We start from the raw sequence: 15,498 nt of genomic DNA on the forward strand, positions 1-15,498 counted from the left end.
CGCGTCCTGCCCGGGGGTGTGCAGTCCGCTCACCAGCGCGCCTCCAGCGTGCGGAACGGCCGCGCCAGCAGCACGCCGTCTGCATCGTAGTCGCTCACCGCGCGCCCATCCACGCGCACGCTGGCCGGCCGCGTGCGCGACGGCCACCACACGCGCACGGCGGCGTCCTTGCGCAGGCCCGGGCCCAACGTGAGCCGCAGCGCATCGTCGCGCTGCCGCGCCTGCAGTTGCAGGGTGCCGTAGGCGGTGGGCAGGCGCTCGATGGCCAGGCCTTCGCCAGCCACCCACGACGGCGGCGCACCCGGCAGCAGCGACAGTGCGTCGTCGTCTTCGCGCATCAACATGCCAAACAGCGTGCGCCCGTATTCGGCACCGATCCAGGTGTGCGGCATGTCGCCGAGGTAGCGCGGGAAGCGCAGCCGCGAGTGCACCACTTCGGCCAGTACCTGCCATTCCAGCGGGCGGCGGTCGTGCAACAGGCCCTGCAACAGCTCCTCGGCCGCGGCTGGCTGGTCCAGGTGCACGTAGCTGAGTACGTTGCGGATCTCGTACGGGGTATAGGCATACAGCGCGCCGGGCTGCCTGCGCTTGCGCACGTCCTCCAGGTAGCGCGCGAAGGTGGTGCGCAGTGCCTCGGGCGGCAGCACGCTCTGTGCGCCGGTCGGGTCCAGCGCGATCGAGACGCCGGTCGGATCGCCGTCGCCGAGATCGGCCGAGGACGGGATGAAGTCGATGCCCTTCCAGGCCATCGTCGCCCGGATCGACGCACCGAGGGCGACGTACAGCGCCTTGTACTGCGCGCGTGCCCACGCGGCGGTTTCGTGGTCACCCAGCGAGTCGGCCAGCCACGCGCCGTCGTGCCAGCCCTTCAGGCCCCAGTAGTCGTCCCAGTAGCTGTGGGTGGGCGAGGGATAGCCTTCGTGGCTGATCGACGGCGCAAGAATGCCGGCGAAGCGCTCGGGCGAGGGTTGGCTGGCCATGTAGCCGGGCACCAGCGTGCGCTCGCGCAGTTCCTGCAGGAAGCGCAGTGCGGCCTTCACCTTGGGCAGGTAGTCGCGGACCGACTCGGGACCGCCGTCCAGCCGTGCGACGTCGGCCACCAGCGTGACGTACTGGCCCTGGCTGTCGTACTCGATATCCGAGCCGAACCCGGTGTTGACGCTGCCGTCGTCGTTGAGGATGGGCGATACCAGCCCGTTGGCGTGCACGCCGTGCTCGCTGTACCAGGCCAGGTAGTCGCGCGCGACCTTGGCCTCGCCCATGCGCAGCAGCACCGCCGAGGTGGCCATGCCGTCGCGGATGAAGGACCGGTTGTAGTTGCGCGGGCCGGGCTGCATGGCCGGCCCGGTCTGGTTGATCAGCATGTAGGCGGCCTGCGCGCGCAGCATGTCCACCAGTGACGGGTCGGGCAGGCGCAGGCCGACCTGGCCCAGGCGTGCCTGCCAGTCGTCGGAGGCGCGCCTGGCCAATGCGTCGAAGGCGGCATCGGCGTCGCGCGGGGCATCGGCCAGGTCCAGCGGGGGTGCCTCGGGCAACGCGCCATCGGAACCGGTCGCGGCGGTGCCGAGCGGGAAGGCCACCACCACGGCGCGGCTTTCACCGGGTGCCAGCTGCACGCGGTAGCGCAGCGCGGCCGCCGCCAGGCCGTCGGCGTCGCGGGCGTGCTGCGCGGTGGGCAGCACGCCGCTGGCGATCGCCGCGGTGATCTCGGCGTTGCCATCGGGCCCGAACGGCGCGGCACCGGCGGCATCCACCGCGCTCAGCGACTGCAGCAGGCGACGCCCATTGACGCGCACGCTGCGGCCGTCGATCGCGATCTCGCGGATCGGCGAAAGGCCGCCGTTCTGCCACGGCGGGTTCATCTGCATCGGCCGCACCACCAGCGCCAACGTTCCGTGCACCGGCGTGCTGCCAGTGTTCGTGAGGCGGTGGCGCAGGTACGTCACCGGCTGCCCGTCGCGTTCGATGGCGAAGGTTTCGCTGCGTAGTTGCAGCCCCGATTGGGGCGACCAGGTGGCCGACGGCATGGGCTTCCAGCCATCGCGCAGGGCATGCTGCACGGGATGGTCGGCGGCGCCGGCGGTGCTGCCATCGGCGTTGCGCCAGATCGGCTGCACCAGCGGCGCCCCCTTGAATGCCTCGATGTTGCCGTACTCGTCGAAAATCGACTTCTGCCGGCCGCCGTGGATGCCGACCGCGGTCCAGTAGGTCTGCTGCATGTGCAGCGAGGCGGGGAACAGGCTGCGTTGCGCGCCACTGGCGGCGATCTGGTATCGCTTCATCGGCGTCATCACCGCCTTCGGGCCGAGCAGGCGCAGGCGCGCAACCTGCGGGGCGTCGCCGGCCACGCTCAGGCGCAACGCCTTGGCCGTCACGGGCGCGCTGCCCGCCAGCCAGCTCTGCGGGCGGCTGCCGGCCTGCGCGTCGGTGGCAAGGTCACGCCATGCGCCGTGTGTGTCCTGCGCCTGCAGCCGCGCCGCGCCGTGCGCGCCGGCCCATTCCACGACCAGGCCGGTGGTGGCCTGTGGGCGGGGCAGGGTGATGTCGAGTGCGTGCGTGCCGCTCTTCAGTGGCGGTACCGGGACTGCTCCGCCGCCCTGCCACACGGCGGCGGCCTGTTGTGGGGTGAGCGCGGCCACGCGCGCGCTGCTGGCGGCGTCCAGCGGCTCCAGTTCGAAGATCGACACGCCCCAGTCGGAGGTGCGGTCCGGACTGGCCAGGCGCAGGTAACGCGCCTGGCGTGGGGCGAAGTACAGGGTTTCGATGCCGCCCAGCGAGTCGGCCATGGTGTAGGCGGGCTGCCATTGCGTGCCGTCCAGCGAGGTCTGCAGCGTGTAGCCTTCCGGGTTGGAGACATCCCAGGTGATCTGCGCACCGCTGAGCGACGCCGTGTTGCCCAGGTCCACCTGGAACCAGTGGCCGGGACTGAAGGCGCCGCCGGTGACGGTCTTCGGGTCGCCGTCGATGAGGTGGCTGACCGCCATCGCCGGGACCTGCTGCGAGGAACTGCTGGCGTGCCACTGGCTGCGCGGCGGCAGGTTCTGCGCGGTTGCGCCCAGGGCCAGCAGCAGGGCCGGGAGCAGCAGGCTGCGCGCGAGGCGCTCTGCAGGCGGGCGCGGGACGGTGCGGCGATCGGCAGGCAACCCCATCAAGCTCTCCTCGGCGACCCTCGACATGAGGTGGGGCCAACGCTAGCAGGGGATGTAACCGTTTACATGACGCGTCGCAATATCGTTTTCGACTGCGCCCTGCCGCCGGTACCGGTCAGCCCAGCCCCGCCACGATCCGTTCGCGCAGCCAGCGGTGCGCCGGGTCACGGTGCACGCGCTCGTGCCAGAGCATCACCATCTCGAAGCCCGGCACCTCGATCGGTGCGGGGACCGCCTTCAGCGCCGGATCCTGCGCGACCAGGCGCGAGGGCATCATCGCCACCAGGTCGGTGCGCAGCAGCACGCTGCGCAGGAACAGGAAGTGCGGCACCGACAGAACCACGTTGCGGCGTGCCCCGGCGTGCGCCAGCGCGCTGTCGGTATTGCCGTGGAAGCCGCCGCCATCGGGCGAGACGATCACATGGTCCAGCGCGCAGAACTGCTTGAGCGTGGGCCGGCGCTTGAGGCGCGGGTGGTCGCGGCGGCCGGCCAGTACGTAGCGCTCCTGGAAAAGGGGGCGGTGGTGGAGGCTCGGTGGTGCTTCGGAGGTGATGTGGATCGCCAGGTCGATGGCGCCGCGCTCGCTCTGCGACACCATCTGGCCCGGTACCAGGCCGACCACGGCCAGCCGCGTCGAGGGTGCGGCCTGGCGCAGCGCGGGCAGGGCAGGCAGCACGACGGTGGTTTCCCCGAAGTCCGAGGCCATGATGCGCCAGGTGAGCGCGGCCTGGCCGGGATCGAACGGCTGCACCGGCGCAACCGCGCGCTGCAGCGCGGCCAGTGCGTCGGCGAGCGGCTCGCGCAGCGCATCGGCGCGGGCGGTGCTGCGCATGCCGCGGGGGCCGGGCAACAGCAGCGGATCGTCGAACACGTCGCGCAGCCGGCCCAGCTGCACGCTCACCGTCGGCTGGGCCAGGTGCAGTCGCTCGGCGGCACGGGTGACGTTCTGCTCTTCCAGCAGGGCCTGCAGGGTCACCAGCAGGTTGAGGTCGATGCGACGCAAGGTATCGTCCATGGCAATGCCTGGAATGCAAGGAATTCATTTCTACTATAGCCGGGCGCCACCTAAGGTGGTTGGCAATCCCGAATTGGAGTGCCCATGAACGTCCTGCTTGTCTACGCCCACCCCGAATCCACCTCGCTCAACGGCGCGCTCAAGGACTTCACCGTCCAGCGCCTGCAACGCGCCGGCCACTGCGTGCAGGTGTCCGACCTCTACGCCATGCGCTGGAAGGCCCAGGTGGATGCGGATGACCATGTGGGGCGCGATCCGTCTGCGCCCTTCCACGCGTCGCTGGACTCACGGCAGGCCTTCGCCACCGGCGCCCAGAGCGCGGACATCGCCGCCGAGCAGGACAAGCTGCGCTGGGCCGATGCGGTCATCCTGCAGTTCCCGCTGTGGTGGTTCTCGATGCCGGCCATCCTCAAGGGCTGGGTCGATCGGGTGTACGCCTATGGTTTCGCCTACGGTGTCGGCGAGCATTCGGACACGCACTGGGGCGACCGCTATGGCGAAGGCGCGATGAGCGGCAAGCGCGCGATGCTGGTGGTCACCACCGGCGGCTGGGCGTCGCACTACGGCCCGCGCGGCATCAACGGGCCGATCGAGGACGTGCTGTTCCCGATCCAGCACGGCATCCTGTTCTATCCCGGCTTCGAGGTGCTGCCGGCGCACGTGATCTACCGCACCGGCCGGGTGGATCAGGCCACGTATCCCGCGCTGCTGGAGCAGCTGGGCAGACGCCTGGACGGACTGGCCAGCGATCCGGCCATTGCCTACCGTCGGCAGAATGGCGGCGACTACGTGATTCCCACGCTCACCCTCCGCGACGGGCTGGCCGAGGGCGAGGGCGGGCTGGGCATTCACATCGCAGGCTGAGCGGCACGCGCGCCGGGCCGGAAGAACACCTGCTCCGGGTCGCCAGGGTCGAGGTTGTCGATCTGTCCGCTGGCGATGAAGCCGTTGCGCGCCAGCAGCGCGTGCATCGGCTGGTTGGACCGGTTGGTGGAGGTGAACAGGCGCGGTCGCTCGCAGCGTGACACCAGGTGCTGCAGCAGGGCCTCGCCCAGGCCGCGGCGACGGACGTGTGCACCGACCATCAGCATCTCGATGAAACCACTGTCGAAGAAGTGATGGTGGAGCACGCCGTAGGCCACCACATGCCCGTCGAGCAGCAGCAGGTGGCAACTGCGCGCCGCCACCCAGTGCTGCAACAGCTCGACGCGGCGCCGGTCGTGGGCGGCCACGCTGTCGATGTCGATCAGCGCAGGCAGGTCGCCGGCGTGGGCGAGGCGGAACTGGACGGTGTTTCCCACGGGGTATCCGGGTGTGGCGGTGTGGCGAGCGTAGGCCAGGAGCGTGGCGGACGCCACCCGCCGGGCATCGCGCCCGACCCGCAGCGAAGGGCGTTGCATCGACTGCGGGACGAATGCGTCTGATCGTCGCTGCTTGACGCATCGTCAAGTGCGTGACGCGCCAACTTGACGGGCTGGCGGTTCACCCGCGGGTCGCCCATCCGCACACTTTCCCGGTGCCAGTCCACATCCAGGGCTGGCCATGACGATCACTACCGGGGGACCACCATGATCAGCATTCCCGTTTCCGATACCTCGCACGCACGCCTGACGCGCGCCGCGCGCTGGCTCTGCATCCTTGGCTACGTCGGCCTGGCCATCGGCTTTGCCTGGACCGCGCTCAGTGGCCATCGACAGGCGCAGGCCATCCTCAAGGATCCCGTCAGCGTGCAGGTGCCCGTGCAGCTGGACCACATCGAGGAGAGCCGGCGCAAGGGCCGGGTCAGCCACACCTATCAGTTCCGCTATCAGTTCGTGGTCGACGGTGTGGCACGGCACGGGGAATTCAGCACCTCCGAAGACAATGCGACGCCGTACCTGGAGGACGGGGCGCAGGTCGAGGTGGCGTATGCCCGCGCCGACCCGGCACGGTTTGAACGCATGGACCGGCTGCAGGGCCAGAAGGACCTGGGCGCGGTGCTGGGCCGGTTGTCGGTCGGCGTGGTGCTGCTCGGCGTGCTGGCCTTCGTGGTGTTCCTGCTGCTGACCCGCAAGCTGTTCGTGGTGCGCCAGCCACACGCCGCATCGGCAGCCTGATCCGGTCCCGACACGGCAGGCCGCCCCGATGGTTGACAGCAGAAACGGCCACGGTAGGGTGGCCGATTCCCACCCGTTCTGGTCCCCCTCCATGCCCGTCCCGGCGTTCGCGGAACTGCTCTCGCGCCACATGCGCCGCATCCGGGCCAGCGCCGGCGGCGTCGCCGCCGAGATCGGGATCAGCCGCGAGGCGGTCAACAACTGGCGCGCGGGCGCGTCATTGCCCAGCCGTCGTCACCGTGACCGCGTGCTGGCCTGCGCCAACTACCTGCGCCTGACCGAAACGGAAAGCAACGCACTGCTGTGCTCGGCCGGTTTCGAGCCGGAGTTCCCGGTGGAGCCGGCGGAGCCGGTCACGCATGCGCCGGTCCCGGCCACGGTGGTGCGTCTGTTCGACCGTCTACAGGCCCTGCGACCGTACCCGGTGAGCTTGTTGTTGACCCAGGCGCACTGGGGGCAACCGCCGGAACGCGAGGCGATGCTCGCCGAAGCGGCGCGCCGCTACGGCCACGATCGGGTGTTGCACCTGCAGCCACCGTTCCGTGCCGGCGTGGATGACCAGGACTACTTCGCGTTGCTGGCCGCGCAGTGCGGGCTGGACGGGATCGACTCCGATGCCGGTTTCGAAGCGGCGCTCGCGCGTCACCTGCAGCAACCCGGCGCGCTGTTCTGCCTGGTCAGCCGCTTCGAACAGGGTGCGCCCGGCCCACGCGATGTGCTCGCCGGCATCCTGCGCAGCCTCAGCGAAATGTACAGCGGCAAGCTGCACCTGCTGATCTGTGGCGGTGCCGCACTGGCCGATCTGAAATACCAGGGCGGCGACCTGTCGCTGCTCAACATCGCCGCCAGCGAGCAGTGGCCCGAACTGGGCCTGGAGGACCTGCAGCGCAACGCAGCCAATGTGCCGGACGCCCTGCTGGCCCGCGCGCTGCACCTGTCCGGCGGCCACCCGCTGCTGGCCCAGGCCGCACTGGCCCTGCTGACCACGCCCGCGCCGGCGCCCACGCTGGACGACGACGCGATGATCGCTGCCCTGGCCACGCATCCGCGCCTGTGGGAAGCCCTGCTGCCGCTGCTGCGCGACCCGGCCGCGCGCGCCGCGGTGGATGCGTGGCTGGCGCGTCCGCGGCTTGCACCGGCACGTCCGTACCTGGTGGATCCGCTGCTGCGCCAGTTGTACTGGCACAACCTGCTGGCAGCGCGCGCGCATGCCGACGGTGCATGGCTGGAATGGCGCTGCGAGGCGATCCGCCGCGCGGTGCGGCAGGTGATCGACGGCCTCGCCGAGGTGCCCGCATGAGCCGCGGCGCGGGCCTGTCGCGTGGGCGCGTCGTGCGCCTGCTGTTGATCGTGGCCGTGACCTGGTTCGTGGCCAGCCTGTTCGTGGCGCCCATGTTGAACCCGTGGGTGGCGTGGAAGATCTCGCACGACGGCGAAAGCATGATGCTGATGCAGCGTGCCCGCATCGACATGCTGCTGTTGCGCGAGGAAGCGCAGGGCTACTGGGAACGGGAGGGCGAGTGGCCCGCCGAGATCGCCGTGCCGGGTGTGCACGACCCCGCGGAGGCGCTGCTGGTGGCCGAGCTGCCGGCACCGTTCGTGCTGCGGCTGCGGTTTACCGACCGCTTCCCGGCCAGCGCCGGGCTGGCTGGCACCGTGCTGGAGCACACGCTGACCCCGGCCACCGGCAGTTGGCGTTGCCGGCCCGGCGAGCCGGCGCCACCGTCGCGCTGGCTGGCGCCGGACTGCCAGGCCAGTGCGCCCTGGACCATCATCGAATGGCTGGGCCTGCTGCTCGGAATCACCCTGGTGGTGCTGGTGGCGCTTGGCCTGGTCTGGTATCGCGTGCAGCCGGCCATTGCCGGCATCGTGCGCGCGCCGCGGCGCCTGTTCGAGCAGCCGCTGCAGGCGTTGCCGGCGTTGGACCGGCAGTTGGGCTGGGTACGCCTGCGCGCGCGCGTGCTGGCCGACGCCGGCGTGGCCACGGTGCGGTGGCGCGAGGCACTGCGCCATGCAGAGGCGCCCGCGACGCAGCAGGCGGCGGCATTGGCGGCGCGGATCGGTGCCGTCGACGCCCCGGCGGCGGGATGGTCGCTGCCCGGTTGCGTGCGCGAGTGGACGCTGCCCGATGCCATGCCCCTGGCGCTGGAGCGCCTATGGGTCTACCTCCCCGACAACGGCCTGAGCGGCGAGTCGATCGTGCAGCACGTGCGCGGCATGCCCAACGGGCAGGACGTGGTCCTGGTGGTCAGCCCATCGCTGGCAGCCGAGCCCGCGCTGGTCGCCCATGCCGACGACCCCGCCAACCTGTGCGTCTGCCTGGACCAGGTCGCGCAGAGCCGCTGGCTGCTGCAGCCCAATGCCGCGGCCGCGCTGCTGGCGTTGCTGGCACGGCAACTGAAGGTGACCCGCATCTCCCCCTACCAGACGCATGGCGGCATCACCCGGCCGACGGCGTTTTTTGGACGCGAATCGCTGCTGGCCCGGGTGCTCAACCGCGAGCCCGGCAACTACCTGCTGGTGGGTGGCCGGCAGTTGGGCAAGACCAGCCTGATGAAGGCGATCGAGCGCCGTTTCGCCGGGCATCCGCGGGTGCACTGCCGCTACCTGTCGCTGCGCGACCACCGCCTCGGCGTGCGCCTGGCGGTGGAGCTGGGCTTGCCTGAAACCGCCGACATCGATGCCGTGGTCGCCGCGCTGTCCGCGCAGGCCGGTGGGCGCCGGCTGCTGCTGTTGGTCGATGAGACCGACCTGTTCCTGCGCGCCGATGCCAGTGCCGGTTACCCGCAACTGGCCGCCTTGCGCGCGATCAGCGAAGAGGGGCGCTGCCATTTCATGCTGGCCGGATTCTGGGACCTGTATGAAGCGGTCACCCTGGATTTCGCCTCGCCGCTGCGCAACTTCGGTGAGGTGATCCATGTCGGCGGGCTGGAGGAGGCGGCCTGCCAGGCCCTGGCAACCGAGCCGATGGCGCGCCTGGGCGTGCACTTCAGCGCGCCGGAGCTGCCCCGGCGGCTGGTGGCCGCGTGTGGCCGGCGCGCCAATCTGGTCGCGATCGTCTGTCAGCAGCTGCTGGCACAGCTGGGCCGCGGCGAACGCGTGATCGACGCGACGCACCTGCACGCCGCGCTGGTGGCCGAGCCGGTCTTCGATGCGTTGGCCGGCTGGGCCCGGCTGACCCCGGACGCGGAGGCCAACCGCATCGATCGGATCGTGGTGTACCGCGTCGCCTGCGCGCAGCTCAGTGGCACCGGTGAGCGCAGCGTGGGGCTGGACGAGCTGCTGGCCGACTTCGATGGGGCCGGCGTGCGCATCGATCCCGAAGCGCTGCGCCGCGCGTTGGCGCGGCTGCAGCTGGCCTACGTGATCCGGCGCGAGGATGACGGTCCGCGGTTCGTGTTCGCGGTGCCGTTGTTTGCCACCCAGTTCCAGGGCGAGGAAGCGCGGACGCTGCACCAGCGAGAACTGCAGGCGATGGCGGGCAGGGTTGCAGAGCGCGATGCTGCCGGGCCGGCCGCGTAGCACGCATGCCGGTCGCGCCGCAGCGTGACGCAATGCGCTGCTACTGCGCGGCGATTCTGCGATAGTGGGGCGATGCTCGTGCAACACGGCGGATGGATGCTGCACCCACAGGAACTCTCTTCTTCGCAGATTGGCGCGGTGCTGGCACAGGCCTGGGGCGTGCGCGCCACCTCGGTGGTGCAGCGCCCGGCCGGTGCCGACGCCGGCGCCACGGTCTACCAGGTGGGCGCGCACGACGGCGCCCGGTACTGGCTGAAATGTCGCCGCTACGCGGTGGAAGACACGGTGTGGCAGGTATTGCAGCACCTGCGCGGGCCGCTGGGCCTGGTGGAAGTCACCGCGCCGCAGCCCGCGCTGGATGGCGCCGCGGCGGTGCGTGCCGATGGCCTGCAATGGACCCTGTTCGCCTATATCGAAGGCCAGTCCGGCTTCGAGGCCGCGCTGTCGCAGGCGCAGTGGCGTCGTCTGGGGGAGGTGCTGCGCCAGGTGCACGAGGCGCGGCTGCCGCCCGCGCTGGCCGCCGGGTTGGCGCAACCGGGCTTCGATGATGACACCGCCGTGGAGCGGGTTGGCGCGTGGTTGCGCCGCGGCGATGCGCGCTGGCCGGTGCCCGATGCGCTGGCCGCCCAATACCTGGCCAGCTGGCGCCAGCACCGGCCGCGCATCGCCGAGGTCTGGCAGCGCTGCGTGGCGCTGCGCGAACGCCTGGTCCGGCAGCCGCTGCGGCGGGTGCTGTGCCATGGCGACCTGCACGCGGGCAACCTGCTGCTGCGTGCGGACGGGGGGCTGAGCCTGATCGATTGGGACGACATGTTGCTGGCCCCGCGCGAGCGCGACCTGATGCTGGTCGGCGCCGCCGTGGGTGGGCGCTGGGGACGCGAGGATCCGCCGGGCTTCGGCGACGGTTACGGCCCGGTGGCGGTCGAGCCGGCGCGCCTGGCCTACTACCGGCATTGGCGGATCCTGCAGGACGTGCAGGAGTTCCATGACCTGCTGCTCGAACCCGGCGCGGCCTCACGCCCGCCCACCCAGCGCCGCCAGGCGCTGCGCTACATGGACGAGCAGTTCGCGCCGGGCAACGTGGTCGACAGCGCCGCACGCAGCTGGGCAGCCGCGGTCGACTGAACGAGGACGGCCACGCAGGGCGTGGCGCGCTGCCGCTTGCGCCGGCCGGGCCGGCTTACTCGCCCGGCTTGGCCGCGGCGGAGGCGGCCTGCGAGGCCGCGCGGCGCGACAGCACCGCCTCGCGATGGGCGATGTAGGCGTTGGCGGCGAGGATGATGCCGGCGCCGATCACCGTCCAGCGATCCAGGCGTTCGCCGAACAGCAGCCAGCCCAGCGTCGCCACCAGCGGCAGCTGCATGAAGCTGATCGGGGTCAACGCGGACACATCGCCCAGGCGCAGTGCGCGGGTCCACAGCAGTTGGCCGACGGTGCCGAACAGGCCGGTCGCCGCCAGCCACAGCCAGGCCATGCCCGCCGGCCAGACCCAGACGAACAGGGCCGGCACCAGCGACAGCGGCACCCAGAACACATACGTGTACAGCACCACCGCATCGGCGCTGTCCACGCGGGTCAGCTGCTTGATCTGGATCGCCACCAGTGAGCTGAGCACCGCGGCCAGTACCGCCACCAGGATGCCGGGGGTGAAGCTGTCCGAGCCGGGGCGCACGATGATCAACACCCCGATGAACCCGACCACCACCGCCGCCCAGCGCCGGGCGCGCACGGTTTCCCCCAGCCACAGCACCGCGGCAATGGTCACGAACAAGGGCGTGGAATAGGACAGCGAGATCGCCTGCGACATCGGCAGGTGGCCGATCGCCCAGAACGCGCACAGCATCGAGGCCAGCCCGATCGCGCTGCGCAGCAGGTAGCGCGGCAACTGCTGCGTGCGCAGAGAGGCCCGGCCCGGGCGCAGCAGCATCGGCAGCAGCGCCAGCAGCCCGAAGGCGTTGCGGAAGAACGCCACCTCCTGGGTGGGGACCGAGCGGGTGGCGTAGCGGATCGCCACCGCCATCAACCCGAACGCCATCGTGCTGCCAAGCATCAGCAGTGCGGCACGCATCGGGGCTGGGGCGGGCAGGGCGAGTGGCGGGGTCACCACTGCGCGCCGATCAGGCGCGGCTCCGGCTCAATCGGCACGCCGAATTTTTCCAGCACCGAGGCCGATATCTGCCGCGCCAGCGCCAGCAGCTGCGCGCCGGTGGCCGCGCCATGGTTGACCAGCACCAGGGCATGCTGCGGCGACACCCCGGCATCGCCGTCACGGTAGCCCTTCCAGCCGCAGGCCTCGATCATCCAGGCCGCCGACAGCTTGCGGCGGTCGTCCTGGTCGGCCGGGTACACCGGCAGGTCGGGGAAGTGCTGCAGCAGCACCTCCACCTGTTCCAGCGGCAGGATCGGGTTCTTGAAGAAGCTGCCGGCATTGCCCAGCACGTCCGGGTCGGGCAGCTTGCGCCGGCGGATGTTGATCACCGCGTTGGCCACGTCCGCGGCGACCGGCAGCTCCACGCCCATCGCCTGCATTTCTTCGTCGATCCCGGCATATCCCAGGCGCAGTGCGTGCAGCAGCGGCAGGCGCAGCTCGATGGCGCTGATCAGGTAGCGGTCCGGGAACTGCTTGAACACGCTGTCGCGGTAGCCGAACTGGCAGGCATCCGCGTCCATCCGCACCCAGGCCGCCGCCTCGCGGTCCCACGCTTCCACGGCCTGGATGAACTCGTCCACCTGCACGCCGTACGCGCCGATGTTCTGGATCGGGGCGGCGCCGGCAGTGCCGGGGATCAACGCGAGGTTTTCCAGCCCGGACAGCCCGTTCTGCAGCGACCACATCACCAGTCCATGCCAGTTCACGCCGGCACCGGCGCGCACGATGGTGTGGTCGGCGCGGTGTTCCAGGATGTCGATGCTGCGGTTGGCGAACACCAGCACGGTGCCCTCCACGTCGCCGGCCAGCAGCACGTTGCTGCCGCTGCCGAGCACCAGCAGCGGCCGGTCCGCCACCTGGGGCAGGGCCAGCACGTCCGGCAGCAGGGTCACATCGTCCAGTTCCAGCACCTGCGCGGCGCTGGCCTCGACGTGGAAGGTGTTCAGCGCCTTCAGCGAGGCGTTTTCAGTCAGGGTCCAGGCAGGCATCGCATTACTCATAGGGGGGCGACCGCGCCACGGCTGGGTGCTTCGCGGCGACGGCGGATGGCCTCCACGCAGTCCTGCACCAGGGCCGGGCCACGGAAGATCAGGCCGCTGTAGCACTGCACCAGCGCGGCACCGGCGGACATCTTGGCCACGGCATCGGCACCGGACAGGATGCCGCCGACGCCGATCAGCGGCATCGATTCGGGCAGGCGTGCGCGCAGGCGGCGCAGCACCAGGGTGGATTGGCCCAGCAGCGGCGCGCCGGACAGGCCGCCGGCCTCCTGCGCGCGCGGGTCGCCCGCCACGGCGCTGCGGTCGATGGTGGTGTTGGTGGCGATCACCCCATCCACCTTCAGCTCGCTGAGCACGCGGGCGGCGGCGTCGATGTCGCGGTCGCTCAGGTCCGGCGCCACCTTGACCAGCATCGGCACGCGCTTGCCATGCCGCGCGGCCAATGTTTCCTGGCTGTCGCGCAGCTGCGAGATCAGCTGTCGCAGCGCGTTCTCTTCCTGCAGTTCGCGCAGGCCGGCGGTGTTGGGCGAGGAGATGTTGACGGTGATGTAGTCGGCCAGCGGGTAGACCTTCTGCAGGCAGTGCTGGTAGTCGTCGAACGCCTGCTCGTTGGGGGTGTCCTTGTTCTTGCCGATGTTGATGCCGAGCAGCCCGGTGCGGCGCTTGGCGCGTTCGACGTTGCGCACCAGCGCATCCACGCCGAGGTTGTTGAACCCCATGCGGTTGATGATGGCCTGGTGCGCCGGCAGCCGGAACAGGCGCGGTGTGGGGTTGCCCGCCTGCGGGCGCGGGGTGATGGTGCCGATCTCGACGAAGCCGAAGCCCAGCGCCAGCAGTGCGTCGATGTGCTCGCCATTCTTGTCCAGGCCGGCGGCCAGGCCGACCGGATTGGGGAACGCCAGGCCGAAGGCCTGGGTGGGCAGCGGTGCGATGCGGCCGGCGAGCAACGGCGTGGTGCCGGTGCGGTAGGCCAGCTCCAGGCCGCTCAGGCCAAGGCCGTGGGCACGCTCGGCATCGAAGGCGAACAGGAAGGGACGGGCAAGCGAGTACATGGCGTTCTATCAGTCCAGCGTGCCGACGAAGGCACGGGTGTGGTATTCGAAGGCGACCTGGCCGTCCACCGCATGGGCGTCGAACAGCTGCTGCAGCGCCTCCAGCATCGGCGCGTGGCGCGGGTGGCCGGCCTGGGGCGCGTAGGAGGACGACAGCAGGCGGCCGCGCAGGCCATCCAGGTCCATCCGCTGCACGTTGGGGAAGCTGGCCATTCCACGCAGGCCGGGGCCGAACCAGGCACGCATGGCGTCATCGTCCTGGTAGCGCTCGGCGACCTGGGTGTAATCGGTGCCGAACTCCAGCAGCAACTGTTCGTAGCCGACCAGGAACGGCGAGGCATCGAGCAGCCGCGAGTTCCAGAACACCAGCGCCAGGCCGCCCGGGTGCAGGATGCGCGCCCATTCGGCGCGTACCGCGGTGGTGTCGAACCAGTGGAAGGCCTGCGCGGCCGCCACCAGGCCGACGCTGTGGTCGGCCAGCGTGGTCGCTTCGGCGGTGCCGTCGACCAGTTTCAGGCGCAGGTAGTCCGGGGCCAGCCACTGCTCGGCGGCCGCGCGCATGGCTGCATTGGGCTCCACCGCGATCACCGGGTGGCCGCTGGCCAGGAACAGGCGGGTGGAGATGCCGGTGCCGGCACCGATATCGGCGACCAGGGTCTCGGTCGGCACGCCGATATCACGATGCAGCCAGTCCAGCAGCGCCGGCGGGTAATCGGGGCGGTAGCGGACGTAGTCGGCGACGCGACTGCTGAAGCGTTCCGTCGAATCCGATGCGCTCATGCCGACCTCACGATTGGGATGCGGCAAACAGGGCCAGTCCACCGAAGAACAACAGGAAGCCCATCACCACCAGTATGCTGCCGATCACCGCCACCCAGCCCAGGATCAGCCCGGCCAGGGCCAGTCCGTCGCCTTCCAGCGCCTGCGGCTGGCGACGGATGTCGGCGCGCGCCATGTGCCCGGTGATGATCGCCACCAGGCTGCCGATGAACGGCAGTACCGTCCAGCCGACGATCCCCATGACCAGGCTGACCACGGCCAGCGCGCTGGTTTGTCGAAGTGGCTGGTTCATCCGGTTCCTCCAAGGCAATGTGCCCATGATAGTGCCTGTGGCCGGTTTATCCCATCGACGGCAAGGCCCAGGCGTTGGCGGCGGCCGCTCAGTGCGATCGAAGCAGCGGGGCGTCCAGCAGAACCTGGCCCAGCGCCTTCAGCGCTGGAATCACCCGGAACACCATCACCGCGGCCACCACCAGCAGGACGATCAAGCCGATCCAGCCCAGCGTCAGCCCGGCCAGGGCGAACGCATCGGTGTCCATCGGCGCGTGGCGCCGCCGGATCTGCGCCCGTGCCCAGTGGCCGGTGATGATCGCGACCCACTGCCCGACGACGGGCAGGACCACGCAGTCGAGCACGCCGAATATCAGGCTGACCCTGGCCAGGGTATTGCCGAGGGGTGGGGGCTGGGACATCGACATCCTCCGGGATGGCGATGCGCTGCATGGCGGAGCGGG

The 15,498-nt window shown here is 70.6% G+C and carries 14 protein-coding genes; 5 read left to right on the forward strand and 9 right to left on the reverse strand.

Translation table 11 applies throughout. The annotated features are described in order from the left end of the window. Positions 1-29: 29 nt before the first annotated feature. Positions 30-3,149: a discoidin domain-containing protein gene (locus M2421_RS15870; RefSeq protein WP_259208521.1), complete on the reverse strand. Its 3,120-nt coding sequence runs from the start codon at positions 3,147-3,149 to the stop codon at positions 30-32. Between the two features lie 115 nt (positions 3,150-3,264). After that, positions 3,265-4,164 (reverse strand): LysR family transcriptional regulator, encoded by a 900-nt coding sequence (locus tag M2421_RS15875; protein ID WP_259208523.1) that lies wholly within the window; start codon positions 4,162-4,164, stop codon positions 3,265-3,267. An 84-nt stretch (positions 4,165-4,248) separates the two neighbouring features. On the opposite strand from M2421_RS15875, the gene M2421_RS15880 reads away from it, so the two are divergent. Beyond that, positions 4,249-5,028: an NAD(P)H-dependent oxidoreductase gene (locus M2421_RS15880; RefSeq protein WP_259208525.1), complete on the forward strand. Its 780-nt coding sequence runs from the start codon at positions 4,249-4,251 to the stop codon at positions 5,026-5,028. Here the strand turns inward: M2421_RS15880 and M2421_RS15885 are convergent. Then, entirely contained in the window at positions 5,013-5,465 is a 453-nt protein-coding gene (locus M2421_RS15885; protein WP_259208527.1) for a GNAT family N-acetyltransferase, read from the reverse strand. The two genes, M2421_RS15880 and M2421_RS15885, sit on opposite strands and share 16 nt — an antisense overlap. Positions 5,466-5,732: 267 nt before the next feature. Here M2421_RS15885 and M2421_RS15890 point away from each other — a divergent pair, with 267 nt between their 5' ends. The 4 genes from M2421_RS15890 to M2421_RS15905 all read left to right on the forward strand — a co-directional run bounded on the left by M2421_RS15890 (position 5,733) and on the right by M2421_RS15905 (position 10,907). Beyond that, a complete protein-coding gene (locus M2421_RS15890) occupies positions 5,733-6,260 on the forward strand; it encodes a DUF3592 domain-containing protein (protein WP_259208529.1) in 528 nt (175 codons plus the stop codon). 91 nt (positions 6,261-6,351) lie between these two features. Further along, on the forward strand, positions 6,352-7,560 hold the full coding sequence (locus M2421_RS15895) for a hypothetical protein (RefSeq protein WP_259208531.1): 1,209 nt from the start codon (positions 6,352-6,354) through the stop codon (positions 7,558-7,560). Then, positions 7,557-9,782 carry an ATP-binding protein gene (locus tag M2421_RS15900; protein WP_259208533.1) on the forward strand — a complete coding sequence of 742 codons (2,226 nt, stop codon included), beginning with the start codon at positions 7,557-7,559 and terminating at the stop codon, positions 9,780-9,782. The genes M2421_RS15895 and M2421_RS15900 overlap by 4 nt, the downstream gene beginning before the upstream one ends. Before the next feature lie 96 nt (positions 9,783-9,878). Then, positions 9,879-10,907, forward strand: a complete 1,029-nt coding sequence (locus M2421_RS15905) for a phosphotransferase (protein WP_259208536.1) — start codon at positions 9,879-9,881, stop codon at positions 10,905-10,907. Positions 10,908-10,962: 55 nt separating this feature from the next. On the opposite strand, the gene M2421_RS15910 is transcribed toward M2421_RS15905, so the two are convergent. The 6 genes from M2421_RS15910 to M2421_RS15935 all read right to left on the reverse strand — a co-directional run bounded on the left by M2421_RS15910 (position 10,963) and on the right by M2421_RS15935 (position 15,456). Continuing rightward, positions 10,963-11,850, reverse strand: a complete 888-nt coding sequence (locus M2421_RS15910; RefSeq protein WP_259208538.1) for a DMT family transporter — start codon at positions 11,848-11,850, stop codon at positions 10,963-10,965. A gap of 32 nt (positions 11,851-11,882) precedes the next feature. Beyond that, positions 11,883-12,932 (reverse strand): UDP-N-acetylmuramate dehydrogenase, encoded by a 1,050-nt coding sequence (gene murB, locus M2421_RS15915; RefSeq protein WP_259208539.1) that lies wholly within the window; start codon positions 12,930-12,932, stop codon positions 11,883-11,885. Further along, positions 12,929-13,984 carry a quinone-dependent dihydroorotate dehydrogenase gene (locus M2421_RS15920; RefSeq protein ID WP_259208541.1) on the reverse strand — a complete coding sequence of 352 codons (1,056 nt, stop codon included), beginning with the start codon at positions 13,982-13,984 and terminating at the stop codon, positions 12,929-12,931. Before M2421_RS15920 ends, murB begins: the two co-directional genes overlap by 4 nt. Before the next feature lie 9 nt (positions 13,985-13,993). After that, positions 13,994-14,764: a class I SAM-dependent methyltransferase gene (locus M2421_RS15925; RefSeq protein ID WP_259208543.1), complete on the reverse strand. Its 771-nt coding sequence runs from the start codon at positions 14,762-14,764 to the stop codon at positions 13,994-13,996. Positions 14,765-14,771: 7 nt separating this feature from the next. Further along, the gene (locus tag M2421_RS15930) at positions 14,772-15,056 is read right to left on the reverse strand and encodes a DUF4190 domain-containing protein (RefSeq protein ID WP_259208545.1); all 285 of its coding nucleotides are present in this window, start codon (positions 15,054-15,056) and stop codon (positions 14,772-14,774) included. Between the two features lie 88 nt (positions 15,057-15,144). Beyond that, positions 15,145-15,456, reverse strand: a complete 312-nt coding sequence (locus tag M2421_RS15935; RefSeq protein ID WP_259208547.1) for a DUF4190 domain-containing protein — start codon at positions 15,454-15,456, stop codon at positions 15,145-15,147. Positions 15,457-15,498: the final 42 nt, after the last annotated feature.

Origin of the sequence: Stenotrophomonas sp. BIGb0135 (assembly GCF_024810105.1) — a bacterium.
Taxonomy (GTDB): Bacteria; Pseudomonadota; Gammaproteobacteria; order Xanthomonadales; family Xanthomonadaceae; genus Stenotrophomonas; species Stenotrophomonas maltophilia_AB.

Bases quoted from the DNA above. Each gene is read 5' to 3' on its own strand.
- M2421_RS15870 (WP_259208521.1), bottom strand. From the start codon at position 3,149: ATGGGGTTGCCTGCCGATCGCCGCACCGTCCCGCGCCCGCCTGCAGAG.
- M2421_RS15875 (WP_259208523.1), bottom strand. From the start codon at position 4,164: ATGGACGATACCTTGCGTCGCATCGACCTCAACCTGCTGGTGACCCTG.
- M2421_RS15880 (WP_259208525.1), top strand. From the start codon at position 4,249: ATGAACGTCCTGCTTGTCTACGCCCACCCCGAATCCACCTCGCTCAAC.
- M2421_RS15890 (WP_259208529.1), top strand. From the start codon at position 5,733: ATGATCAGCATTCCCGTTTCCGATACCTCGCACGCACGCCTGACGCGC.
- M2421_RS15895 (WP_259208531.1), top strand. From the start codon at position 6,352: ATGCCCGTCCCGGCGTTCGCGGAACTGCTCTCGCGCCACATGCGCCGC.
- M2421_RS15900 (WP_259208533.1), top strand. From the start codon at position 7,557: ATGAGCCGCGGCGCGGGCCTGTCGCGTGGGCGCGTCGTGCGCCTGCTG.
- M2421_RS15905 (WP_259208536.1), top strand. From the start codon at position 9,879: ATGCTGCACCCACAGGAACTCTCTTCTTCGCAGATTGGCGCGGTGCTG.
- M2421_RS15910 (WP_259208538.1), bottom strand. From the start codon at position 11,850: ATGCGTGCCGCACTGCTGATGCTTGGCAGCACGATGGCGTTCGGGTTG.
- murB (WP_259208539.1), bottom strand. From the start codon at position 12,932: ATGAGTAATGCGATGCCTGCCTGGACCCTGACTGAAAACGCCTCGCTG.
- M2421_RS15920 (WP_259208541.1), bottom strand. From the start codon at position 13,984: ATGTACTCGCTTGCCCGTCCCTTCCTGTTCGCCTTCGATGCCGAGCGT.
- M2421_RS15925 (WP_259208543.1), bottom strand. From the start codon at position 14,764: ATGAGCGCATCGGATTCGACGGAACGCTTCAGCAGTCGCGTCGCCGAC.
- M2421_RS15930 (WP_259208545.1), bottom strand. From the start codon at position 15,056: ATGAACCAGCCACTTCGACAAACCAGCGCGCTGGCCGTGGTCAGCCTG.
- M2421_RS15935 (WP_259208547.1), bottom strand. From the start codon at position 15,456: ATGTCCCAGCCCCCACCCCTCGGCAATACCCTGGCCAGGGTCAGCCTG.